This is a genomic window from Burkholderia sp. MR1-5-21, from assembly GCF_053427715.1.
In genome coordinates this window covers 48,645-72,247 of record NZ_JBSAXD010000015.1, presented here as the reverse complement: position 1 = coordinate 72,247, position 23,603 = coordinate 48,645, and the positions used below count along the sequence as shown (strand labels likewise).

General features: G+C 65.5%; 18 protein-coding genes. 9 read left to right on the top strand and 9 right to left on the bottom strand.

Annotated features, from left to right (window positions below):
- Positions 1–149: 149 nt before the first annotated feature.
- Genes ACV229_RS20990 through ACV229_RS20980 form a run of 3 tightly spaced genes read right to left on the bottom strand, consistent with a single transcriptional unit; the run spans position 150 to position 4,189 of the window.
- Entirely contained in the window at positions 150–1,100 is a 951-nt protein-coding gene (locus ACV229_RS20990; protein ID WP_448085020.1) for a hypothetical protein, read from the bottom strand.
- Between the two features lie 55 nt (positions 1,101–1,155).
- Positions 1,156–1,713, bottom strand: coding sequence for a hypothetical protein (locus tag ACV229_RS20985; RefSeq protein WP_448085019.1), 558 nt, complete (start codon positions 1,711–1,713; stop codon positions 1,156–1,158).
- Complete coding sequence (locus tag ACV229_RS20980) at positions 1,706–4,189, bottom strand: type VI secretion system Vgr family protein (RefSeq protein ID WP_448085018.1); 2,484 nt, start codon at positions 4,187–4,189, stop codon at positions 1,706–1,708. Before ACV229_RS20980 ends, ACV229_RS20985 begins: the two co-directional genes overlap by 8 nt.
- A 261-nt stretch (positions 4,190–4,450) precedes the next feature.
- Here ACV229_RS20980 and tssC point away from each other — a divergent pair, with 261 nt between their 5' ends.
- The 7 genes from tssC to ACV229_RS20945 all read left to right on the top strand — a co-directional run bounded on the left by tssC (position 4,451) and on the right by ACV229_RS20945 (position 11,992).
- Positions 4,451–5,839, top strand: coding sequence for a type VI secretion system contractile sheath large subunit (tssC, locus tag ACV229_RS20975; protein ID WP_448085017.1), 1,389 nt, complete (start codon positions 4,451–4,453; stop codon positions 5,837–5,839).
- Between the two features lie 57 nt (positions 5,840–5,896).
- Positions 5,897–7,243 (top strand): type VI secretion system baseplate subunit TssK, encoded by a 1,347-nt coding sequence (gene tssK, locus ACV229_RS20970; RefSeq protein WP_448085016.1) that lies wholly within the window; start codon positions 5,897–5,899, stop codon positions 7,241–7,243.
- On the top strand, positions 7,240–7,902 hold the full coding sequence (locus ACV229_RS20965; RefSeq protein ID WP_448085015.1) for a DotU/TssL family secretion system protein: 663 nt from the start codon (positions 7,240–7,242) through the stop codon (positions 7,900–7,902). The genes tssK and ACV229_RS20965 overlap by 4 nt, the downstream gene beginning before the upstream one ends.
- A gap of 12 nt (positions 7,903–7,914) precedes the next feature.
- Positions 7,915–8,346 carry a type VI secretion system baseplate subunit TssE gene (gene tssE / locus ACV229_RS20960; protein WP_448085014.1) on the top strand — a complete coding sequence of 144 codons (432 nt, stop codon included), beginning with the start codon at positions 7,915–7,917 and terminating at the stop codon, positions 8,344–8,346.
- A 12-nt stretch (positions 8,347–8,358) separates the two neighbouring features.
- Positions 8,359–8,676: a PAAR domain-containing protein gene (locus ACV229_RS20955; protein WP_448085013.1), complete on the top strand. Its 318-nt coding sequence runs from the start codon at positions 8,359–8,361 to the stop codon at positions 8,674–8,676.
- Between the two features lie 785 nt (positions 8,677–9,461).
- The gene (locus ACV229_RS20950; protein WP_448085012.1) at positions 9,462–10,682 is read left to right on the top strand and encodes an MFS transporter; all 1,221 of its coding nucleotides are present in this window, start codon (positions 9,462–9,464) and stop codon (positions 10,680–10,682) included.
- A 197-nt stretch (positions 10,683–10,879) separates the two neighbouring features.
- The gene (locus ACV229_RS20945; protein ID WP_448085011.1) at positions 10,880–11,992 is read left to right on the top strand and encodes an alkene reductase; all 1,113 of its coding nucleotides are present in this window, start codon (positions 10,880–10,882) and stop codon (positions 11,990–11,992) included.
- Between the two features lie 212 nt (positions 11,993–12,204).
- Here ACV229_RS20945 and ACV229_RS20940 read toward each other — a convergent pair whose 3' ends face one another.
- From ACV229_RS20940 to ACV229_RS20930, 3 genes are all read right to left on the bottom strand, one after another.
- Positions 12,205–12,879, bottom strand: coding sequence for a phosphohydrolase (locus tag ACV229_RS20940; RefSeq protein ID WP_448085010.1), 675 nt, complete (start codon positions 12,877–12,879; stop codon positions 12,205–12,207).
- Between the two features lie 98 nt (positions 12,880–12,977).
- Complete coding sequence (locus tag ACV229_RS20935; RefSeq protein ID WP_448085009.1) at positions 12,978–14,831, bottom strand: amidohydrolase; 1,854 nt, start codon at positions 14,829–14,831, stop codon at positions 12,978–12,980.
- A 456-nt stretch (positions 14,832–15,287) separates the two neighbouring features.
- Positions 15,288–18,236, bottom strand: a complete 2,949-nt coding sequence (locus tag ACV229_RS20930) for an ATP-binding protein (protein ID WP_448085132.1) — start codon at positions 18,234–18,236, stop codon at positions 15,288–15,290.
- A gap of 346 nt (positions 18,237–18,582) precedes the next feature.
- Between ACV229_RS20930 and ACV229_RS20925 the strand changes: the two genes are divergently transcribed.
- Positions 18,583–19,491 (top strand): helix-turn-helix domain-containing protein, encoded by a 909-nt coding sequence (locus tag ACV229_RS20925; RefSeq protein WP_448085008.1) that lies wholly within the window; start codon positions 18,583–18,585, stop codon positions 19,489–19,491.
- Between the two features lie 53 nt (positions 19,492–19,544).
- Here ACV229_RS20925 and ACV229_RS20920 read toward each other — a convergent pair whose 3' ends face one another.
- The 3 genes from ACV229_RS20920 to ACV229_RS20910 all read right to left on the bottom strand — a co-directional run bounded on the left by ACV229_RS20920 (position 19,545) and on the right by ACV229_RS20910 (position 22,643).
- A complete protein-coding gene (locus ACV229_RS20920; protein WP_448085007.1) occupies positions 19,545–20,531 on the bottom strand; it encodes an MBL fold metallo-hydrolase in 987 nt (328 codons plus the stop codon).
- Positions 20,528–22,267 (bottom strand): FAD-dependent oxidoreductase, encoded by a 1,740-nt coding sequence (locus ACV229_RS20915; RefSeq protein ID WP_448085006.1) that lies wholly within the window; start codon positions 22,265–22,267, stop codon positions 20,528–20,530. Before ACV229_RS20915 ends, ACV229_RS20920 begins: the two co-directional genes overlap by 4 nt.
- Positions 22,268–22,472: 205 nt before the next feature.
- Positions 22,473–22,643, bottom strand: coding sequence for a hypothetical protein (locus ACV229_RS20910; protein WP_448085005.1), 171 nt, complete (start codon positions 22,641–22,643; stop codon positions 22,473–22,475).
- Between ACV229_RS20910 and ACV229_RS20905 the strand changes: the two genes are divergently transcribed.
- Complete coding sequence (locus tag ACV229_RS20905) at positions 22,642–23,547, top strand: LysR family transcriptional regulator (protein ID WP_448085004.1); 906 nt, start codon at positions 22,642–22,644, stop codon at positions 23,545–23,547. The genes ACV229_RS20910 and ACV229_RS20905 overlap by 2 nt on opposite strands.
- Positions 23,548–23,603 lie beyond the last annotated feature (56 nt).

Genomic DNA, 23,603 nt, shown 5'->3' with positions numbered 1-23,603 from the left:
CGATCGGCAAGCCACAGGCAGTTGCTTGCGGACGTCGCCATACGACCCGTTGCGGCCAGTGAGTTTTCTCAGAAGCTGTCGTTCATATACCAAAATCCTCGGCCGCCACCCTGCGATGACTGTTGTTGTGCCAACTTGTTTGAACGGAGTTAATAAAAATCGTCCTTGCACACATTATTTGCGTTTGTTTGAAGATGCTCCACGGCAGAGCCTTTTTCATATCTTTTGATAATTTCCTGCTGTATGTCTTCTGGTAGGTCGACTCCGGCGACGTCCCGAGCCCCCTTACGCGCGAGCCTAAAGTAGAGATGTTTCGTTGCCTTAAAATCTCCCCCCTCCGATGCATCAAGAAGCAGTTGAGTGATTGCGGGGGGCAGCATCGTCCGATCCTCGTTGGACGCGTTCCGATATTCGTACATCGCCAGCAAATACTGGGCATGTGGCTCACCCAGTGCAGCGGCCTGTTTCAGCATCGCCAGATCAGCCGCAGTCTTGGGTCGCCCGCGGTTGCTCTCCAGCTTACCCCCGCGACAAACTGAGTAAGTCATGGCGGGCGGATAGCCAGCAGCAATGGCCTTGTTCAAATATTCATTGGATTTGTCCAGAAGCGGCTGCGCGTTTTTCTGTACTTCTTCGTCGAAACTCGGCCTGAATGATGGTTTCGTGAAGGCACTGTCGCTGATATGGAGTCTGTATTGGTGATGCCAAACACGCGCCATATTCAGCTGGGCGGAAGGATCGCCTGCCAAAGCTTGAGGGTCGTATCTCTCAACCATCTGATGCAGCAGCGCAGCATTGTGTTCTCTTGCTGCTTTCCAGGCTATTTTTTCTTCCTTTGTGGCGCGGGAGGATGATCCCCCGGCCATCAGCATCGCCGGGGAGCAGCCATTCAAAAGCAGGACAGAAATTACTAAAGAGAAAGTGATCACCGAATTTAATACAAAAGCACGCATACGACTCCCGCCGTTCAAAAACTTAACGATGCCAATCGCAGCAGGATTGGTCTTCCCCAACGGAATGCCGGGCGGAATCAGCAATGAGCACGCGGTAAGCAAGACGAGGCTAAGCGCCGAGACAACCCGCGCGAGATATCGATTCATCGGAGCCGCCCGCCCTGTCGATGCCATGAATGAATAACCGAGCTGCACGCGAACACTACGAGAGATTCTTGCAAACCCATTCCCTCGCGCGTACCGACGGCATGTCCGGTTCAATGACGTCCATCTCGGGCCGATCTTTAACTGACGCCTTGCGGATTATTTTCCCGTTGCCGTCATAGTCGTCGAAAAGTATCGACGAATAGGTCCCCACGTCATGCGCGCGCGAGCCTTTGGCGTCGCACCAGTAAACGTGCTCGACAATGTAGGACGCGTAGCCGAACGCATTCAGGCATTGCGTTCGCGCCGCTGTGCGACTCCCCGGTTTGGGACCATCGGCGCAATTCATCCGGTTAACCAGCACGATCGCAAGCGTCTCGCCGGTGTCGTCATCGACGCGTCGGGAGCGTTTCGTGTCGATATAGACGTCGTCCCCGCCGTAGCTCGCGCCAACATAGCGCCATTCCGTGTGGTTCAGCGTGTCGGGAAACGCGGGTGTCTCGCTCTGTGCAGACGTGGCGCCGAACATCGCGCATAAAACAAACGCGGCGAGACATTGCCACGCCTTCCTTGATGCGAAGATGCACCGCAAAATTTTGTTGAAGCATTTACGCATCGCCCCTCCCCAGAATTTCGATCCGGACGAGCTCGGCGATTTCACTTTGCGCCATGCTCGTCTCGCCCTTGTCATTGGTTACGCCTTCAATCACGCTACCGTTCTCCTTATGGAGCCGATACCGATAGCCGGACAGCCGGTCATCCGGATGACCGTCGTAATGCAGCGCAAACTTGCGCGTGTTCGGTCCCGCGTTGCTGAGCGGCGGATAGGCCTCGTGCAAACTTGCAGGCCCCTCCGCAAACGTACCGGCACGCTTGAAAATGATCGACCCCGGGCACCCCAGTTCGATATTGCCGCCCGAGAGCTTGATATAGGCGCCACCGGACGAGATGACGACTGCGTTGCGCGAGAACGCATGAAGTTCTCCATCGACGCTGGTCAGCTTCATGTCCTTGGCGGCCGTCATCAGCACCTGCCCTGAATGTGCGATGGCGTGAATATCGCTTTTCGCGGCAACAACCTTGACGCCTTCGTTTTGCGCGAAAATCGATGCGGCGTTAGCGGCCGACAGCGAAAGATTCCTTCCAGCGCCGATATCGACACTGTCGAGGGCGGTTGCCGTGAGATTCGTCTTCGCTGACAGTTGCAGGTGATCGCCGCTAGTCACAGCCACACCAGCGGGCGCGGTTGCCAACAGGACGGCACGCTGGAGACGATCCAGTTTTTGGGAAAGCAACTGTCGCTGTTGGTCGACTGCGTTGACCTGCGCCTGGGCGGCTTGCGCAGCTTTCTCGAGGCCTTGCATCAAATGCAACGCCTCTTTCAACTGAGCCGAAGCCGCCTGCATATCGAGTTGCTTGCCTTCCGCATTGGGCTGATCATCCGCGGAAATCAGCAACCCCTTGCCGCCGCGGATCGCACCATAACCGGAACTACGGAGTTCGAAGCCTTCGCCTCGATATTCCAGCTTCCGATCGACCAGATAGCCGAGATTCAACTGCGACTTGCCCGAGTGCTCGGTGCTGAGCTTGACGCCCTCCTGCCCGGCCCAGTCCTCCATCCGCAGCTTGTTGTTCGACTGCGTGCGGATCACGTTGCGCGACAGCCAGCGGCGGTCGTTCGTCACCAGGTCGCGCGCTTGACTGTGGTGATGGAAGCCGATGATCTCGGGCTTGTCCGGGTCCGCGTCCCGGAACGAAACGACCGCTTCGTCATTGTCCAGCGCCGGGAAATGAAAGCCCGTCTGCAGCTTGCCCGCGAACGGCTTGGCCAGCCGAAGCGGCACGCTCTCCCCGCCCGACGGCCAATCCGCAAAGTCGACGTCGAACCGCACCGTGTAGTAGCCGGCCGCCGTCAGGTACGCGTACTTGTACTTGTCCGGCGACGCAACCCGCGCGCTCAGCGTGCCGGCGATCTTCGGCCACCGTTCCTCTTCGAGCTTGAGCCGGAAGCGCCGATTGGCCGGAATTGCTTTGTACCTGTTCGTGTAGGCCTGGTCACGGGCGCCAGTGTGCGTGACCTCAATCACCACCTGCCCGTCCGGGGCGTCGGGCAGCGTGGTATCCAGGTCCAGCACGCGCCCGGCCTGCAGCGCCACCACATTGCTCTCGCCCTCGTACACGACCTGCCACGCGATCGCCGCCTCGTGGCGCAATTGCGCCTCCCATTTCGCGCCGGCCTGGTCCAGGTGATGCGTGCCATACACATACGGCTGGCCGTAGGTGGTCGAATCCTGCGGCGCAACGTTGGCCTCATCCTTGAAGCGCTCCCACGCCTGCTCGGGGTTGTAGTCGGCCACGCTGAACGACTGCGGCACCGTCACCGTGTGCGTCCTGAGCGCCGTCACCGCCTCGGCACCGGCCGCCTCGAGTCCGGCCACCTCGCGATAAGGAATCGACAGGTGCGGATCCCACAGGTAGTGATCGACGTCATCGGCGAACACGATCTGGTCGCCATGCTCGGTCTCGACGATATAGCTGTAGATGCCGGCCTTCTGCATCAGCATCTGCACATACGACAGATCGTCGGTCTTGTACTGGAAACGGAACAGGTGCTGCGGATACTCGCGGCGCAGGCGAAACGCGAACTGGTGGCCCTCGAGGTCGTGGCTGCGCAGCACCGCCTCGATGATCTGCGGCGTGCTCTGGTGCTGGTAGATGCGGCTAGTGGTGACGGCCTCGAGACGCGCGAAGCGTGACTTCAAGACGATTTCGTACTTGGTGAAGTCACGCGTGGTCTGCAGCGTCGAGAAGCGGGCGATGAAGCCGGAGAACCGGCGAGGCGCGCCGTCGTCGGGGACGATCATGCAGGCCGCGTCGCGATTCAGGTACTCGGTGCGTGCGAGCTGAAGCGGATGCGTGAGCACGACGCGCACCTCGGTAGGCGCGCCCATCCGCTCGGTCGCGAAAACCGACACGACCGACAGCGCGGCCGCGGAGTCGGTGCCGGGCACGTCGAGGAAATACGTCTGACACCCCGATACATCTCTCAGGTTCGACACGAACCGCTTCGCATCATCAAACAGGCTGGCCAATTTTGTTCACCCCGTGTCCAGATAGCACTGCTACGCATTGCCGTCATGGGCAGAATCGTTGCTTGCGTGCGATGCGTGGATTGAGCGACAAACGATAGCCGCACGCACCCTGACTCGGGAAGCTCGGGCTCCTATTATTCGAGCGGATTGTTGTATTTGGTCGAAACGTAACAGTTGTTCACGTATGCACTGTTTTTGAGATGATTCCCATGCTATACGTCGCTCTCCGCTGATTTCTGGCCATACCCAATACGACACCCGATGAGCTCAGGATTTCAAAGCGATCAGTACACCAAACCGGCCTCGGCTTCCGACACGCTTGCACGAACAAATTCGAATGCGATTACCTGCGCGGATCCCGATTGGCTCGATTGGTGTCTGGCGGACCTGGATGAGCAACTCGGCCGACAACTCGATGCCATCCTGCACCACCCCGCATTTCAGGCGCTCGAATCGGCGTGGCGCGGCCTGCAGTTCCTGGTCGATCGCACCGATTTCCGTCAAAACGTCAGAATTGAAGTGCTGGACGTTTCGAAGGAAGCGCTCCATCACGACTTCGAAGACGCGCCCGATATCATCCAGAGCGGCTTGTTCCGGTTGACCTATGTTGGCGAGTACGACATGCCGGGCGGACAGCCCGTCGCCGCGATTATTTCGGCATTTGAATTCGATCATCGTGCGCAGGACATCGCTCTGTTGCGCAATATCTCGAAAGTCGCGGCGGCCGCTCACATGCCGTTCATCGGTGCGGCCTCGCCGGCCTTCTTCGACAAACCTTCGATGGAGGCGGTCGCAGGCATCCGCGACCTGCCGATCTGGTTCGATCGGGCCGAATACCTGAAATGGAAAGGCTTCCGCGAAACCGAGGATGCGCGCTATGTCGCGCTGACGATGCCGCGTTTCCTCGCCCGATTGCCTTACGGGCCCGATACGGTATCCGCGCGTGCGTTCAATTACACCGAGAATGTGCGGGAGTCCGGGCGAAGCGCGTATCTGTGGACGAGCGCGGCATTCGCGTTTGCGGTCAACATCGTGCGCAGCTTTGTGCGCAATGGCTGGTGCGTGCAGATTCGCGGTCCACAAGCGGGCGGTCTGATCGAGGATATCCCCGTACATCAGTATGACCTCGGTACAGGACAACTCGGCAAGATTTCCACAGAGGCACTGATCTCTGATACACGCGAGAATGAACTCGCCGAGATGGGCCTGATTCCGCTTTCGTACACCAGCAATCACGACCAGACCTGCTTTTTCTCGGCGCATTCAACCCAGCGCCCGCGATCCTGCGATGCGCGCGATGCGTCGGCCAATAGCCGTATCAATGCGCGTCTGCCGTACATTTTCCTGCTGTCGCGCATCGCGCACTACCTGAAGCTGATCCAGCGCGAAAACATCGGCACGACGCGGGACAGACGATTGCTCGAGCTTGAGCTGAATACCTGGATCAAATCGCTCGTCACGGAAATGACCGATCCGGGCGACGACCTTCAGGCTGCACACCCGCTTCGCGAGGCGAAGGTAACGGTCGAGGATATCGAGGACAACCCGGGCTTCTTCCGCATCAAGCTGTTTATCGTGCCTCACTTTCAGATCGAAGGCGTCGACATCGGCCTTTCCCTGGTTTCGCAGATGCCGAAGGCGAAACAGTGACATGCGAACCGATGCGTAATTTCGCACAGCTACTTTTATTCCAGACCGACCAATAAGATGAAGATAACCAGACCACTGTGGGCCAAGGGGATTTTCATGACGCCGCAGCACTTCCAGCAGCAGGCGATATGGGAACAATACGTCCACGACCGGGTTGCACGCATCGCGAGCCCCGACGCCTGGGGTGCGGTGCATGTGGCGCTCGACGACCAGGCGCTGAGCGTCAATCGCCTGCAATGTACGGCGCTCGCGCTGCGCCTGCCGGACGGCACGCTGATCGATAGCGAAACCGCCGACTGGCTTCCCGCGGCACGCAGTCTTGACGACGTACCTGCCACGGTGGACACCGTGACCGTGCTGGCTGGCGTGGCACTGATGGATGCTCAGGGCGGCAACTGCGCCGAACCCGGCGAGAAGCCCGCCCGCCCTCGACGCGTGACGCGCGAGTACAAGCAGGTTGCCGATCTGAATGGCGATGGGCTGGAAGAAATCAGCGTCGAACGTAACGTGGTAGCGCTGCTGTTCGACTTCGAGCAGGGCGGCGACTACGTGACGTGTCCGGTCGCGCGACTCGTGCGGACCCCGCAAGGTCGCTTCGAGCCCGACACGACATTTGTCCCGCCGTGCCTCTTTCTGTCCGCGAGCGACCGCCTCATGCATCGTGCGCAGCGACTATCCGAGATTCTGTCCGCCAAGAGTGCCAGTCTTGCGGTGCGCCGCAAAGAGCGCTCGGACCAGATTGCCGACTTCGCCGTGTCCGACGTGGCGCTGTTCTGGCTGCTGCACAGCGTCAATAGCACCTGGCCCGAGCTCGCGCGCCTCGTACAGGCGCCGGATCAGCATCCTGAGCGACTGTACGCAGTGCTCGCCCGACTGGCCGGCTCGCTGCTGACGTTCTCCACCAACGAGTCGCTACAGGCGATTCCGCTGTACGATCACCGCTCACCGGAACCGATGTTTGCCGAGCTCGAATCCTTGATTCGGACGCTGCTCGATGCGGTCATTCCGTCCCGAGTCGTACCGATTGCGCTGGAGCGCGTGCGCGCTACAACGTGGCGCGGTCAGATCAACGACGAACGACTGACCGAGGGTGCGGAATACTATCTGTCAGTGCAGGCGGCTATGCCGGCACATGCCCTCATCGAGAATCTGCCGCGTCTGTGCAAGGTGGGGGCACCGGACGAGGTCGAGCAAATCGTCAATTCCGCGCTGCCGGGCATCGCGTTGCGGCCGATGTCGCGGCTGCCGGCTGCGATTCCCATGCGGATCGAGAACCAGTACTTCGCGCTGGACAGCAACGATGCCGTGTTCAAGCGGATGATCGACGCGCACGCCTGCCAGATCTATGTGCCGGTGTCGATCCTTGAGGCGTCGCTCGAACTGTATGCGGTGCTGCCGTCATGAGTACGGTGACCATCGCAGATTCTCCCCTGCTCCCTGTCGCGTTACGCGACACGGCGCGCACGGTCACCGCGTTGACCAGGGAACAGCCGTCGTTCGACGCGCTGCGCGATCAATGCAACGCACAAATCGCCCAACTGCGCTCGGAGTTGAGCTTGCGCGGCCTCCCGGATCACGCGATCAACGATGCGCTCTATGCACAGTGCGCGCTGCTCGACGAGGCCGCATTGCGGCACCTGACGGGGAAAGCTCGCGATGACTGGGAGCACGAGCCGCTTCAGGTGGAGCATTTCTCGAGCAACGATGCCGGCGAGGAACTGGTGCGGCGTATCGAGAGCCGTTTGCGTGAGCCTCAGCCGGCGCGCGTGCTGCTCGCGATATTCGCGGCGGTGCTGTCGCTCGGGTTCGTCGGGCGGTTTGCGGTCAACGGCGGTACGGCGCGCGCGGCGCTTGTCCGCGCGATCGACGAGCGCCTGGGACGCACGAGCGCGGCCGAAGGCAACCATGCAGTTCCCGCTCCGATCGTGGTGAGCCATGCCAGCGCCCGCCCGCTGCGCATTTCTCCGCTGACGTGGGTGGTGATCTCGTGCATTGCACTCGGCGTCATCTGGTTTGCGGTCGATCGATGGTTCATCGCCTCGATTGGCCAGCTCGCGCGATAAAGGAGAGGGACGATGTGGGTCGGACCCGGGTTATTCGAGCGGATCACTGGACACTTCGCGGACGGTTCGGCTGTGGACGATTACGCAGCCGAGGTACAGGTTTTCCTGTCGGTCCGCGACAACATCGAGCGCATCCTGAACAGCCGGCGTGGATCGCTTGCTCATCTTCCGGACTATGGGATCGACGACCTGTCGGACATCTATCGGCATCTGCCTTCCTCGGCACACAAGCTGCAGCGTGCGATCGAGGCGACCTTGCTCACCTACGAGCCGCGGCTGAAGAAGGTGGAAATCGAGATTCATCCGCCCGAGCCTGGCATGCTGATCAGTTTCACGATGGCCTGTCATTTGCACCGGGAAGGCTTGGTGCGCTTCGGCACAAACTTCATGCCGGATGGGAAGACTCGGCTGCGCATGCTGCAGGCTGCGCGTGATCGATACTAGTCCAACTCACCAATGGACCAGGTGCTTTGCCGAGAAACTGGAGGATCAGGCATGCCAAAGATAATGGCACTGAAAGGAAATCTCACGACGACTGGCGGTCAAGTGCTGGACGGAGATGATTCTGATCTGGACAATGGGCAACCGTACGCTTACCACATGGGATCGGCATCCTGCGCCCGTTGCGGTCAGAACGGGCCGATCGTTGGTACGGCCAATACGTGGGGCGTAGGCAGTACGCACGGTGTACTCGACGGCGATATCGTCATGTGCGCATGTCCCAATGGAAATAATCGTGTTATCGCACGTTCGACGACGTACTACAGCGAATAGCCGAACGCTGCCGCAATGCCATGAGCTGTTGAGGAGCTGAGAGGCAATGCGCGAGACGTGCGCGACGGCGAAATTGTGATGTGCAGTTGTCGGTCTGGCTTCGCTCGCGCGTCGCGCCGGCCGCGCGCAAGCATTTTGGCGAGATAACCCGCACTCGCCTGTCCTGCCATTTCCCGCTTCCTGACGAAGCGCTGGCCGCACGCGCAGCCCATGCGCGTGCGCACGCGCGCCGCCACCTGCCGGCAACGTAGCTCAACTCAATTAAGGCGGCCTTTAGGACTTTTCAGTCGGTGCCCGACAGACTGGAACGTATCGCGCCGTGTCGCCCGTGGCGTCGAAACGGCCGGCGCCGCAAACCCGCTGCCTCACGCGCTGCCCGGATCGGGACGGCTGTCGGCCGAAGCGGCGGCCGAGCTCGTGAAATGCGCGCGCTAGCGCCTGCCCCCTCCCGTCGCGACGGGGCGACGGGGCGACGTGACCGCCGCGCCGTTCGTGCAGGCGATCTTCAACGTGCTCGGCCCCGCTTCCACTGGCGGTCGCGCCTCGGCGGCACGGTTGCATGAGCGGTGCATGAATGCCGGACAAGCGGCCGATCCGACCCCTTTGCGCGGAACGCAATGCTCGATTGCGCAACGAACGCATTCCGATGTTATCGCACGATCAATAAGATTGTCGGCAATGCGGTAGGCACTGGATTCGCGCCGCAACGCCACGCAATCGCCACGCCCTCCGGAACGGACGGACGGGCGGGCGCCCCGGGCAACCCCTCATTCAAGGAGTCGACCATGTCATCACATTCAACCTCGCACGCGGCACACCGCGAGCACACCGCGAAGCTCACGCAAGGGCTCATCGCGCTGTTCGCGTTCAGCTGCGGCGCGATCGTCGCCAACCTGTACTACGCGCAGCCGATCACCGAGCTGATCGCGCCCGGCCTGCACATGTCCAGCGACATGGCGAGCCTCATCGTGTCGCTGACGCAGATCGGCTATGCGATCGGCCTGTTCTTCATCGTGCCGCTCGGCGACCTGCTCGAGAACCGCAAGCTGATGATCACGACGGCCGTGCTGTCGATCGCGAGCCTCGCGGCCGCGGCGATCGTGCACACGCCGGGCCTGTTCCTGATGATTTCGCTGCTGATCGGCTTCAGCTCGGTGGCCGTGCAGATCCTGATCCCGCTCGCCGCGCACCTCGCGCCGGATCACTCGCGCGGCCGCGTGGTCGGCACGATCATGAGCGGGCTGCTGCTCGGCGTCCTGCTTGCCCGCCCGATCTCGAGCGTGGTCGCCGACGCGTTCGGCTGGCGCTTCGTGTTCGCGGCGGCCGCCGTGCTGATGACGCTCGTCACGGCCGTGCTAGCGCTGACGATTCCGCCGCGCCAGCCCGATCACCGCGCGACCTATTTCGAGCTGATCGGTTCGCTGCTGCATCTCGTGCGCACGATGCCGGTGCTGCGTCATCGCGCGTTCTACCAGGGCCTGATGTTCGCGTCGTTCAGCCTGTTCTGGACCGCGGTGCCGGTCGAACTGATGCGTCATTACGGGTTGTCGCAGTCGGCCATCGCGCTGTTCGCCCTCGTCGGCGCGATCGGCGCGACGTCGGCGCCGGTCGCGGGTCGTCTCGCGGATGCCGGCCACACGGTGCGCGCGACGCTGATCGCGCTGGTCGCGGGCGCGCTGGCGTATGCAGTGGGGCTGGTTCACGGCGCGGGCCTGTACGGCCTCGTCGTCACCGGCATCGTGCTCGACTTCGCGGTGCAGATGAACATGGTGCTCGGCCAGCGCGAGATCTATGCGTTGCACGCGGCAAGCCGCAATCGCCTGAACGCGCTCTACATGACGAGCATCTTCGTCGGCGGCGCGATCGGCTCGGCCCTCGCGAGCCCGCTGTACGAGCATGGCGGCTGGCCGCTCGTCGCGGTGGTTGCCGCGGCCTTCCCGGTCGTCGCGCTCGTGCACTACCTCGCGATCGGGCGCCCACACGCCCGGCGTCACGCACAAGCTTGAACCGGGGCCGGCACCGGTTCGCGCGCGGGTTCGCGCCTGCGAGTTCGGGCCGCGAGTTCGGCCTGATTCCCGCGCGCAAGAAAACGCTGCCGGCACGCCTGACTCGATCCATGTTTCCGCACGGCTTGCCGCCTCGTCCCGCATGCTGCCGGACAGAACCGCGACGCGGCCCTGCCTCACTTGAAAGGAATACCACCATGTCCACCCTGCTCAGCGACTACGACCTGCGCGGTCTCGCATTGCCGAACCGCGTCGTGATGGGACCGATGACCCGCTCGCGCGCGCCGCACCGCGGCCAACCGACCGAACTGATGGCGAAGTACTACGCGCAGCGCGCGTCGGCCGGCCTGATCGTCACCGAGGCGACCAACGTGAGCCCGGTCTCCGCGTCGTTCGAACTCACGCCGGGCCTGATCACCGACGAACAGGTCGCCGGCTGGAAGAAGATCACCGACGCGGTGCACGCGAAAGGCGGCCGGATCTTCGCGCAGCTCTGGCATGGCGGCCGGGTCAGCTCGATGACGCTGCTCGGCGGCCAGGCGCCGCTGTCGCCGTCCGGCGTGAACGACGACCTCGAACAGCTGCAGGTCTGGGCGCAGTTGCAGAACGGGTACTACACGAAGATCCATGCGACGCCGTCGCGCGCGATGACGACGGACGAGGTGGCCGAAGCCGTCGACGAATTCCGGCGCGGCGCCGTTCACGCGAAGGCGGCCGGCTTCGACGGCGTCGAGATCCACGCGGCCAACGGCTATCTGCCACATCAGTTCCTGTCGTCGACGCTGAACCGCCGCGACGACCGCTACGGCGGCACGCTCGCGAACCGCGTGCGCTTTCTCGAGGAGATCGTCGATGCGGTCGGCGGCGTGATGCCGTTGGGCCGGGTCGGCGTGCGCATCTCGCCGTACGCGAAATACAACAACGTGCGCGATGCGGATCCGGACGCGACCTACGCGCATGTCGGCCGCATGCTCGACGAAGCCGGCGTCGCGTATGTGCACGCGGCGGATACCAACGGCTGGAGCGGCGAGCCCGACCGGCCGCGCATCGTCGAGAACGTGCGCAAGTCGTTCGGCGGCACGCTGATCGTCAACGGCGGCATTTCGCCCGATGCCGCGAACACGCTGATCACGGCAGGCGACGCGGATCTCGTCGCGTTCGCACGCGCGTACATCGCGAATCCGGATCTCGTCGAGCGTATCGCGGCGAATGTGCCGCTCGCGGCGCCGCAGGCGGTGGGCTGGTATGGCGGCGACCATGCAGGCTACGTCGACTACGCGCGTCATGACGAAGCGGGGGCGGCGGCGTAAGCACTCGGGCTGCGATTTCGACGCATTTCGTCGCATTTCGTCGCCTGTGGTGGTTGCCGCGGTTGCAGCGCAGGCAGGCGGTACGGCCGGCACCCGATCACTGTGGCGCCGGCCGCGTCGCATGGACGACCCGCGCGCGACACGGCCGGGTTCGCGGCAATCGCGGCGCCCTGCCATACGTCCCTACGTGTCCCTACACGTCCGTGCACGCCCTAACCATCTTCCCAGCGCGCACCCAGCACCCGTCCGCAGAAATTCGGCCGGTGGAAATCCGGATCGCTCCGCGCGAGCACGTCCGCGCTCCAGGTGCCGAACGTCGACTCCGGACGGTGCGCGACACCCCGCGCGATCGCTTCGAGGAACGCTTCCCGGAATCCGCGGCCGCGCGGATAGGCGGCAAGCAGTGCGTCGCGCTCGGCTGCCGTGTACGCATCGAGCTCCGTGGCCATCAGGTCGGTCGACACCGCAGCCGCCAGCACGCGCGCGAGCGGCGACAGGCGGGCCGACACGCCGGGTGTCGTATGCAGCGCCACCGCGCGCCACACGTCGTCCCGCATGCGCTGCGACGCACGATGACGCAGCAGCAGCGCGCTCGCGGCATCCGCGCTGTCGAGCTCGTAGCGCTCGGTCGACCGGCAGTACGCGGCGCTCAGTCCCATGTTCGCGTACATCGCCGCGACATAAAGCGCGTCCGCATCGCACGTGTACCCTTCCCGCCGCGCGGCCAGCGACGCGAGCACGAACACCCTGCTCGCGTGATCGACGACGATGCCCGGCAACGACGCGCACGCCGCGTCGACGGCGGCGATCGCCACAGGTGTGCGCGGAATGCGGACGCCGGCCACGTCGTCCTGGTCTGCCGGTGTGCGCGGGTGCGCATCGTTCATCGTGTCTCCTTCCGTGCCGGCGAGGCATGGCAAAAAATCGTCTGAAGCAAAGCCGACACGCGCGTCGTTGCTGCGGCCGCGTGCGTCGGTCCGGGTCGCTAGCATGCAAAGCAGCTGCAGTCGAGCGAACCCCGGAAGTTGTTGTCGTCGCTCGTGGGCGCGGAGTCTCGCGACGCGAGCAGGTGGCCTTGAGCGTCCACGTTGGCGTGCTTCGTTGCGGACGCGATCGGCCGGTAGCGGCTGTAGCCGCCGAATTCGGCCACCGGCGACCACGCGGGGCTGACCGGCAGCGGCGGCGGCGCGAGCGGCGCGAACTCGTCGTCCGCGTGCACGACCTTGCCGTTGACCACCGTCAGCACCGACGACAGGGTCTTGATCTGCAGCTCGTCGACCGTGAAGTAGTCGTCCGTCAGCGCCGCGAAATCTGCGTACTGGCCGGGCACCAGCGCACCCTTGCGGTCGTCCTCGTTCGAGAACCACGCACTGCCGACCGTGTAGCGCCGCAGCGCCTCCATCCGGTCGAGCCGGTTGCGCTCCGGATACAGCGCGGTGCCGCCGACCGTGCGGCCGGACACCATCCAGTACAGCGACACGAACGGGTTGTAGCTCGCGACATGCGTCGCGTCGGTGCCTGCGCCGACCGGCAGCCCCGCCGCAAGCATCGCGCGGATCGGCGGCGTGCGCGTGGCGGCCTCCGCGCCGTAGCGGGCAACGAAATACTCGCCCTGATAGGCCATCCGGTGCTGCACCGCGACGCCGCCGCCGAGCGCGGCGATGCGCGCGATGTTCGCGTCGGAGATCGTCTCGCAATGGTCGAAGAACCAGCGCAGTCCGTCGAACGGAATCTCGCGGTTGACGGCCTCGAACACGTTCAGGAACCGGCCGATCGATTCGTCGTAGGTCGCGTGCAGCCGGAACGGCCAGCGGTGCTGCACGAGCAGCCGCACGACCGCGGTGAGCGCTTCCTCGAGCGACGCGGGCAGGTCGGGGCGCGGCTCCAGGAAGTCCTCGAAGTCCGCAGCGGAAAACACCAGCATCTCGCCCGCGCCGTTCACGCGCAGGAATGCGTCGCCGTCGCCGGGCTTCGTCAACGTCACCCACTTCGCGAAGTCTTCAATCTCCTGCTCCGCGTTCTGTGCGAACAGGTTGTAAGCGATACGCACGGTCAGCTCGCCGCGCTTCGCGAGATCCATGATCACCGCGTAATCGTCCGGATAGGCGTGATAGTCGCCGCCCGCGTCGATCGCGCTCGTGACGCCGAGACGGTTCAGCTCGCGCATGAATTGCCGGGTCGAGTTGATCTGGTCGTCGTAGCCGAGCTTCGGCCCCTTCGCGAGCGTTGCGTTCAGGATCGCCGCGTCCGGGCGCGCGATCAGCATCCCGGTCGGCTTGCCGTGCCGGTCGCGCTGGATCTCGCCGCCGGGCGGGTTCGGCGTGTCCCGGTCGTAGCCGAGCGCGCGCAGCGCGGCGGCGTTGAGCAGCGCGCTGTCGTACAGGTGCAGGATGAAGACCGGCGTACCGGGCGCGATGTCGTTGAGCTCGGCGAGCGTGGGGCCGCGTTTTTCGACGAACTGGAATTCGCTCCAGCCGCCGACGACGCGCACCCATTGCGGCGCGGGCGTGCGCGCGACCTGGCGGCGCAGCATGTCGAGCGCGTCGGCGAGCGACGGCACGCCGTCCCAGCGCAGCTCCAGGTTGAAGTTCAGCCCGCCGCGAATCACATGCAGGTGCGAATCGTTCAGCCCCGGAATCACCGTGCGGCCGCGCAGGTCGATGCGCGGCGTGCCGTCGCGCGCATGACGCATGACCTCGCGGTCGTTGCCGGACGCGACGATCCGGCCGTCCTTCACCGCGAGCGCAGTGACGAACGACCGCCTGTCGTCCTGTGTCGCAATCTTGCCGTTGTAGACGACGAGGTCCGCCGTCCGCGCCGGTTCCGCCGTGTCATGCATCGGCACGCCTCCGCTCACGTCCGGCACCGGCCGGCGACCGCGCAAGCACCAGCGCGCGCGCGTATCCGGCTGTCGCGGACGATGCGCGCAAGATTGTTATCCGTCGACGATACGCGGACCATTGCTTTTCCCCTTGAACGTCGCGAGACGCCCCGATCCGGCCAGGCCGCGCGGATGCGTCACGCATCGCGCAGGCACGACGCAGCGGCGGCTGTGCGCAACCGGACGTGCCGCTTGCCGGCAGCCGGCACAGGCCTCCGTCAACGACGATAGTGCCGCGCCGGACGAAATGCCTTGCGCGAGCCTGAATTGTTGTGAAGCTTGTTGTAATGCGTCCCGGACGGCGCCCTGAAGCGCGCGTCACAACAAGCGAATCCCGCCCCGGATGGACGCGGCTTCGGCGTGCATCGCGGCGCTCACGAACGCGTGCCGGCCCCTGCCGGCGACGATACGCATTCACGCGAGTTGCTGCGCGACGCCGGCCCAAGCCGATACCGTGTCGTGCGTGGCGTCGATCCGCACGCGCGGCCGATGCGCGGGCGGCGCATCATCCACCCGAATGAAATTGCGCAGACGCACCAGCCGGCGAATGTCGTACGCGCGCGACTGGAGATCGAAGCGCCCGGCCAGGCTCGCAATCATCGAAGACGCCTGGCAGGTTCGCCCGCGTTCGATCAGGTAATCGGCAAGATCCAGCGTCGCGCGCAGCGCCCACATGCCGGCCCCCTGCTCGTTCGCGGCATGGATCGCGCTGTGCAGATGGCGGCGCGCTTCCGCTTCGTACGCAACGGCCACGTCCTCGTCCGCATTGCGCGCGCGCTCGAGCATCGCCAGCCCCTTCGCGCGCAGCAGCTCCGGCAGGAACAGGTGCTCGCCGCTCGCCCGGCAGCGCGCGAGCGTCACATCCAGCTTCGCGCAGGCCTCGACCGCCCGCCCGGTTCGCGCGAGCCCTTCCGCATACGCGACGACCAGCGGCGCGAGCAGGCGGTGGAATCCGCTTGCCTCGACGCGCCGCAACGCGGGTTCCAGCCTCGCCAGCCCTGCTCCCGGGTGTCCGGTCTGGATGTCGAATTGGCCGGCGAGGCATTCCGCATGACTGCGCCAGATGTCGAACCCGTTCGCGTCGGCCTCCGACAGCATCGTCGCGAGATAGTCGGAGATCGCATCGTGGTCGCCGTAGCGCAGCGCGATCGGCACGGCGGCGGCGCCGAGCACGATGCACAGCGACAATCCGGACTTGCGCCGGCGCGCGAGCTCGACCGCCTGCGTGGCCAGCCGCATCGCATGCTCCGGTTCGCCCTGCATCCACACGAGCCGCGTGAGCATCGTGCGGCCGAGCGTCGCCGCGTCGATGCCGAGCGCAAGCTCCGCGCGCATCGGCTCGCGGGTGTCGGCGAGCGCGTCCGTTGCCGTTTCCAGCCGCTCGCGCGCCTGCGCATGCTCGCCGAAATAATGGAGCGACGTCGCCACCATCGCGGTCGCGAGCAGCCGCTGCGATCGCTTGCCGCTGCGCTCGGCCGCCCGCTCGAAGCGTGTCGCGTAACGAAGCGACTCGTGAATGTCGGACATCGCGAGCGTCGTGTTCCACTGCCCGGCCAACGCGGAGGCCTCGAGCGCGTCGTTGCCGGCACCGCGGGCCAATCCGAGCGTTCGATCCCACATCGCGGCGGCCGTGTGCACGTCGCCGGACGTATGCAACAGCGCCGACGCATACGCGGCGCGCAAGCGCATTTCGCCTTCCGCGTCGAACGCGCCGGGCGACCCCGCGTCGATTTCGTCGAGCGCGCGTTTCGCCTGCGCGCACCATTCGTCCGTCCGCGACAGCGCCAGCCACTCGTGTTCGAGCGCGATCGCCTGCTCCGTGTCGTGCACCGGTGCGTCGCGAACCGTCGGTTCCGGCGTCTGCTCCTGCTGGTCGGCCGATGGCGGCCGAAGGGCGGTGTCCATCCCCATCCCCGCCGCCGCGAGCGGCGCCGTCGCGCCAGCCTGCTCGCGCGCAACGTGCTCATAGTGCGCATGGCGCACGGCGACGCGCTCGAGCTCGCCCTCGTCGCGCAGCTTCTCCTGCGCATACGCGCGCGTCGATTCGGTCAGCCGGTACTGGGCATTCGCGCCGCTGAATTCGACGTTCAGCAGCGACTTCGCGACCAGCTCGCCGAGTCCGGAAATCATCTCGGCGATCGACGCGCCGGGCTCCAGCGCCACGGCGCGCACCGCGTCGAACGTGAACGGGCCGATGAAGCATCCCATCCGGCGAAACAGCGACCGTGCGGCGGAATCCAGCAGCACGTAGCTCCAGTCGAACGTCGCGCGCAGCGCCTGATGGCGCGGGAGCGCGGAGCGCAGCCCGCCCGTCAGCAGGTTCAGCCGGTCGTCGAGACGCGACGCGACGCCATCGATGCCGAGCGTCGCCACCCGCGCGGCCGCGAGTTCGATCGCGAGCGGCAGGCCGTCGAGGCGCCGGCAGATGTCGCCGATCAGCCGGATGCCGTTGTCGTCGATTACGCAGTCCGCCGTCGCGGCGCGGGTGCGGCACAGGAACAGCTCGACGGCGGAGCAGCCGGCGATCTCGTCGACGGTGGCGTCGCCGCCGGGCACCGCGAGCGGATTGACGCGAAAGACGCATTCGGCCGAGATATGGAGCGGCTCGCGGCTCGTCACGAGCACGCGCAGCCGGTCGGTGCGCGCCGCGAGCGTTTCCACGAGGCTCGCGATCAGGTCGATCACGTGCTCGGCGTTGTCGAGCACGAGCAGACACGGCGACGCCGCCATCGCGCCGGCAAGACCGTCGATCGCAGGCGCGTCGTCCGCCGCCATGCCGATCGCATTCGCCAGCGTGCGCAACACGTCGTCGCGCGTTGATGCGCGCGCCAGCTCGACGAAATGGACGGTCTCGCCGGTGCGGCGCCTGATGTCGTGTGCGACCTCGACGGCGAGGCTCGTCTTGCCGATGCCGCCGGCGCCGACCAGCGTGACGACGGGCGTCCGGTCGATCATGTCGACGATCTGCCGGGTTTCCGCGTGCCGCCCGATGAGCTGCGTCGATGACGCGCCCGGCTCCACGCCGGGCGACGCCTCGGCCGGCTCCACCGGCTGCACGGCGCGGCGGCCGGCAGGCGAGCCGCCCACCAGCACGTAACCCCTGCCCGGCACGGTCTTGATCAGGTCCCGGCTCGTGCCGAGCAGCTTGCGCAACGCCGCGACATGAACCTGAAGCCGGTTCTCCTCGACGATCGTGCCGGGCCACACGGCATCCATGATGTCGTCCTTCGACACGACCGCACCGTTCGCCCGGTGCAGCACTTCAAGAATGTCGAGCGCGCGCGCGCCGACGTGCAGCGACAGGCCTTGCCGGCGAATGTCGCGTTGCTCGAAGTCGACTGACAATGTCCCGATCTGGATCATGGCTGCCTCCAGGCGTCCCTTGATGGCGGCCATGCGAACGCTGCGGTTCACGTGGCCGAGGTCGGCGCCCTTGCCCATGCGGGCCGGACGCGCAATTCCCAAAATATGAGCGGAGTGTAAACACCGTATAAACGCGTGTCTTGAAGGAAAATGCGCAGCGCATTCACGCGATGCCGCGCGACGAAACCGATTCCATGCGGCGACAGCCGGTGGGTGCATCACAGCGCCCGAGCAATTCACCGGATAAAGAGCGGAAATTCGTTCAATCGGCTTGGGGCAGTCACAAGGGCCGTATAAACTAATTACCAATTATTTCTCGCCCCACGCCTTACAAGGACCTTCCGACATGCCTCCATCCGTCATCGCGCCCACCGTGCCGTCGTCGAAAGACACGCTCGGATGCGCGCCGAGCATGCTGAGTAAGGATATCGAAAGAAATGCAGGCGACCTGAGGCTCTATCGCAAATGCATGCGCGACGCGCATTTCGAACGCATCGTGATGCCCGCGTGCGATCGCGGCTTCCTGATCGGCATTTCGCTGAACGGCGGGCACCGCCGTACGCTATTCCGCGGCACGAGACAAACGGAAAAGCGGTTCGTAAACGACTCGATCTACATCCGGGATTTTTCCGAAGACTTCCGCGCCGACCTGTACGGCGAATTCGATTTCGTGCTCGTGGAACTGTCGCGCCCGTATCTCGACCGCCTCGGCGAGGATTACGGCGACACCCTGATCGGCGGCCTGACCTGCGCGATCGACCAGCAGGATCCGGTGCTCGGCCATCTCGCGCATGCGGTCGCCGACAGCCTCGAGGAACCGGGCCCGCTGACGACGCTGTTCGTCGAGCAGATGGGGCTCGCGATCGGCTCGCATCTCGTGCGGCGCTATGGCAACGCGCTCGAATGCGAACTGCACCGCAAGGGCGTGCTGTCGCCGGCGAAGACGGCGCGCGCGAAGGAACTCCTGATGGAAAAGGCCAACCTCGGCGTGTCGATCGCGGAAGTCGCGAACGAATGCGACCTGTCGCGCGGCTATTTCATCCGCGCGTTCTCGCGGACGACGGGCCGCACGCCGCACCAGTGGCTGATCGAGCAGCGCGTGACGCAGGCGAGGCAACTGATCGAGACGACCGACATGTCGCTCGTCGAAATCGCCGCGGCGTGCGGCTTCGCGGACCAGAGCCATCTGAGCCGCGTGTTCGTCAAGGTGCTCGGCAGCTCGCCGGGCGCGTGGCGGCGCAGCGTATCGCGTTGAACGAGCCGAACGCACAGCCCGTGCGATGCGCGTGACGCGCGGCGGCGGCGCCGTCAGGGCAGCGGCGTCGCGTCGTAGTTGACCGGCACCCAATCGTACTGCGCGCCATCCCGGCGCAGATGCCCGAACCCCGGAAATGCAATGTGCGCGGCGGCGACCAGATACCGCTTGTCCGCGACACGCTTCAGCGCATCGCGACGCGTGCGCTGCGCGGCCGCGCCGTCGCTGTCGTACTGAACGGTCGCGTCGGGGTCCTGCAACTGGATCGCCGCGACGTGCACGATGTCGCCCCACACGAGCAGTCCGTCCGAACCGCTCTCGATCAGATACGCCGTATGACCCGGCGTATGGCCCGGCATCGGCACGCTGCGGATGCCCGGCGCGAGCGTCGCGTCGCCGCTGAAGGTCCTGAAGCGCCCTGCCGCGATGTACGGTGCGACCGACGCGGCCGCCGCGTCGAAAAAGGACCCCAGGAATTCCGGTGCGCGCGCCTTGTTGTCGGGATCGAGCCAGTAGTTCGCCTCGGCCTCGCTCGTCCTGACGATCGCATTCGGAAACGTCATCTGGCCGTGCGAGACGATGCCGCCGACGTGATCCTTGTGCAGGTGCGTCAGCCACACTTCGTCGATTTGCTCCGGTACGTAGCCGGCCGCGCGCAGGTTGGCGACCAGCTTGCCGCAGCAGTCGCCATACAGCACGCCGGCGCCCGAATCGATCAGGATCCGCTTCAAGCCCGTGTCGACCAGGAACGCATTGATCGATCCCTGCACGGGCTGCTCGAGAAATTCGCGATCGAGGTCGCGCTTGATCTCGTCCTTCGATATGCCGCGCATGACCGTATCGATCGGAAACGGATGCGTGCCGTCGGACAGCGCGATCACTTCGACGTCGCCGACCTTCTGCCGATAAAAGCCCGGCGCCTGGTTGCCGGCGCGGTGCGCGGTTGCGAAGCCGACCGACGCCCACACGCCGATGCCCCATGCGATCAGCAGTGCGAGCCCGATGCGATTCGCGATCGTCCACCCGTTGCGACGCGTCATGTTGCGCTCCGTTCGTGTGCGCTGGCGTCCAGGCCCGCGAGCGTCGTGTGGATCTGGCTGACGACGGCCGCGCCGTCGCCGACTGCGGACGCGACGCGCTTGGCCGACTCGGACCGCACGTCGCCGATCGCGAACATCCCCGGCACGCTGGTTTCGAGCGGCAGCCGCCCGCCGTCTTGCGCGACGCCCGTCATCACGAAGCCCCGGTCGTCGAGCTCGACGCCGCTCGACGCGAGCCAGTCGGTCCTCGGATCGGCGCCGATGAACAGGAACAGATGGCGCGTCGCGATCGCTTCGACTTCGCCGTCGCGGCGAATCCGGATGCCGGTCAGCCCGCAGTCGTCGCCGTCGAGGCCCTCGAGCGTGCAGCCGCGGCAGACCTGCACGTTCGGCAACGCGCCGATCCGGTCGACGAGGTAGCGGGACATGCTCGCGCCGAGATCGTCGCCGCGAATCAGCACGCGGATGCTGCGCGCGAAATTGGCGAGGAACACGATCGCCTGGCCGGCCGAATTGCCGCCGCCGATCAGCACGATGTCCTGCCCTCTCACGAGCCGGCCCTCGATCGGGGACGCCCAGTAATACGTGCCCCGCCCTTCGAAATGCGCGAGATCGGGCACCGACGGCCGGCGATAGGCCGCACCGCTCGCAATCACCACGGTGCGCGCGCCGATGCGCTGTCCGTCGGACAGCGTCAGCTCGAGATGCGTCGCTTGCCGGCGCACCGCTTCGACCCGCACCGGAATCGCCAGATGCGCGCCGAATTTCAGCGCCTGCTGGAACGCGCGCGCCGCGAGCGCCTGCCCCGAGATGCCGGTCGGGAAGCCGAGATAGTTTTCGATGCGCGCGCTCGCGCCGGCTTGCCCGCCGGGCGCGCGCAGGTCGAACACGGCGACGGCAAGCCCCTCCGTCGCCGCATAGACGGCCGCGGCAAGCCCCGCCGGGCCCGCGCCGACGATCGCGACGTCGTAGTGGCGGCCGGGCTCGAAGGTCGGCACGAGCCCGAGGCAGGTGGCGAGCTGCACCTCGTCGGGCGCGCGCAGCACGGAGCCGTTCGGGCAGAACACGATCGGAAAATCCGCCGGCCCCGCCGCGATGCCGGCGAGCAGCTTGACTGCCGCGCTGTCGTGCCGCACGTCGAGCACGGCCGCCGGGTGCGCATTGCGGCGCAGAAACCCTTGCAGCCTGACCAGCCGGGCATCCGTGCTGTCGCCGACGATGATCGGCCCGACCCCTTTCTCGATCAGGCCGAGGCGGCGCAGGATCAGCGCGCGCATGATGTGCTCGCCGAGCAGCGCGTCCGCGACGATCAGCGCGCGCAACTGCTCGGGCTCGACGACGAGCGTGTCGCAATCCGTCAGCGCGATGGCATCGACCAGCGACGGCTTGCCGGACAGCTGCGCCATCTCGGCCATGAAATTCCCCGCCTCGTGCTCGATGACGAGCGTCGAGCGTCCGAGCCGGTCGCGCGTGCAGACCCGGACCTTGCCGCGCAGCAGCACGAACAGCCCGAGCGCGACGCGGCCCGTTTCGAAGATGCGGTCGCCGGCCGCGAACGACATCGGCCGCGCGAAGCGCTGCAGGCTGCCGATCTCCGCCGGCGACAGGCGCGGAAACATCTGGTGCCGCCGGAATTCGAGCGACGAGTACGGCGCGTCCAGATCGGATCGCGCGGGGGCGTCGGGCCCGTCAGGCGTGGAGAGATCGGGCGCGTCAGGAGCGGAATGGTCGGTCATGGCCTCGTCCTCGTTGCACGGCGGTACGTGTCAGGTTCGGTCGCGACGGCGGCGCGGGTTCGCGGTGCGCGTTCGGTTCGATCGCGCGACGGCGCGGGGTCGCGGTGTGCGTCCGGCGCACACGCGCACACAGCGGCACCGGTTGCGCCACAGGTCGACGAACCGCGCCGCCGGCCGGCGGGCGCGGTTCGTCACGATAACGAGCTTAGTCGGCGCCGGCCCAAAAATCCTGAGCCAGATATGAAACGTCCTGAATATCCGGCCCATTCGTGCGCAGCCAGCGCATCAGGCGGCCCGGCGATAGAATGCGAACCGCATGAAACGCAACATTGCGGCTCGAACAAAGGCGAATAAAGGCGAACAAGGGCGACAACATGGACAAGTTTTCCGCGCTGCGCGCATTCGTGGAAGTGGCGGAAGCCGGCGGCTTCTCGAGCGCGGGGCGGCGCCTCGATCTTGCGGCGTCGTCCGTCGTGCGGGCGGTGGACGCGCTCGAGGCGTCGCTCGGCACCGTGCTGCTGAACCGGACCACCCGGCAAGTGACGCTGTCCGACGCGGGCGCCGTCTATTACGCGAGGGCGAAGCAGCTGCTCGAGGACCTGGCCGATGCCGACGCGCTGGTCGCCGATCGCGGCGACGAGCCATCCGGGCCGCTGCGCGTGTCCGTGCCGGTCGTGTACGGCATCCGCTGCATCACGCCGCATGTGTCGGCGTTCCTCGCGCGCTACCCGAAGCTCGACCTCGATATCCAGCTCACCGACCAGCGCGTCGATCTCGTCGTCGACCGGATCGACGTCGCGATCCGGCTCGGCGAAGCGGCGCCGTCGGCGGACGTCGTCGCGCGGCAACTGAGCACGCTCCGACGCTACGTGGTCGCGAGCCACAACTATCTGGACGCGCACGGCACGCCGGCCACGCCGACCGAACTGGTCGATCATTCGTGCCTGCGTTTTCAGTTCGGCGGCGATCAGCAGACGTGGACGTTTGCGGACGCGCACGGCACAACGAAGGTGATCGTGTCGGGGCGCCTCAAGTCGAATCACACCGAAGTGCTGCGCGACGCCGCGCTCGACGGCGCCGGCATCGCGCTGCTGCCCGACTGGCTCGTCGACGCGGACATCCAGTCGGGCCGGCTGCGCAAGCTGTTCGAGCAGTACGACGTGACGCCCGACACGGCGCGCTCGGTCATCAGCGCGCTCTATCTGCCGAACCAGCGCGGCTCGAAGCGCGTGACCGCGTTCATCGATTTCGTCGCGTCGCTTGCGAGCGCGCCGGGCTGATGCCGCGACGCGCGTGCGGCAACCCGGCCGCGCCGCGCTGGCAGGCGAATGTTCGC

Bases quoted from the DNA above. Each gene is read 5' to 3' on its own strand.
- ACV229_RS20935 (WP_448085009.1), bottom strand. From the start codon at position 14,831: ATGCATGACACGGCGGAACCGGCGCGGACGGCGGACCTCGTCGTCTAC.
- ACV229_RS20920 (WP_448085007.1), bottom strand. From the start codon at position 20,531: ATGACGCGTCGCAACGGGTGGACGATCGCGAATCGCATCGGGCTCGCA.
- ACV229_RS20940 (WP_448085010.1), bottom strand. From the start codon at position 12,879: ATGAACGATGCGCACCCGCGCACACCGGCAGACCAGGACGACGTGGCC.
- ACV229_RS20955 (WP_448085013.1), top strand. From the start codon at position 8,359: ATGGACCAGGTGCTTTGCCGAGAAACTGGAGGATCAGGCATGCCAAAG.
- ACV229_RS20910 (WP_448085005.1), bottom strand. From the start codon at position 22,643: ATGTTGTCGCCCTTGTTCGCCTTTATTCGCCTTTGTTCGAGCCGCAAT.
- tssK (WP_448085016.1), top strand. From the start codon at position 5,897: ATGAAGATAACCAGACCACTGTGGGCCAAGGGGATTTTCATGACGCCG.
- ACV229_RS20915 (WP_448085006.1), bottom strand. From the start codon at position 22,267: ATGACCGACCATTCCGCTCCTGACGCGCCCGATCTCTCCACGCCTGAC.
- ACV229_RS20930 (WP_448085132.1), bottom strand. From the start codon at position 18,236: ATGATCCAGATCGGGACATTGTCAGTCGACTTCGAGCAACGCGACATT.
- ACV229_RS20945 (WP_448085011.1), top strand. From the start codon at position 10,880: ATGTCCACCCTGCTCAGCGACTACGACCTGCGCGGTCTCGCATTGCCG.
- ACV229_RS20965 (WP_448085015.1), top strand. From the start codon at position 7,240: ATGAGTACGGTGACCATCGCAGATTCTCCCCTGCTCCCTGTCGCGTTA.
- ACV229_RS20985 (WP_448085019.1), bottom strand. From the start codon at position 1,713: ATGCGTAAATGCTTCAACAAAATTTTGCGGTGCATCTTCGCATCAAGG.
- tssE (WP_448085014.1), top strand. From the start codon at position 7,915: ATGTGGGTCGGACCCGGGTTATTCGAGCGGATCACTGGACACTTCGCG.
- ACV229_RS20950 (WP_448085012.1), top strand. From the start codon at position 9,462: ATGTCATCACATTCAACCTCGCACGCGGCACACCGCGAGCACACCGCG.
- ACV229_RS20925 (WP_448085008.1), top strand. From the start codon at position 18,583: ATGCCTCCATCCGTCATCGCGCCCACCGTGCCGTCGTCGAAAGACACG.
- tssC (WP_448085017.1), top strand. From the start codon at position 4,451: ATGAGCTCAGGATTTCAAAGCGATCAGTACACCAAACCGGCCTCGGCT.
- ACV229_RS20905 (WP_448085004.1), top strand. From the start codon at position 22,642: ATGGACAAGTTTTCCGCGCTGCGCGCATTCGTGGAAGTGGCGGAAGCC.
- ACV229_RS20990 (WP_448085020.1), bottom strand. From the start codon at position 1,100: ATGAATCGATATCTCGCGCGGGTTGTCTCGGCGCTTAGCCTCGTCTTG.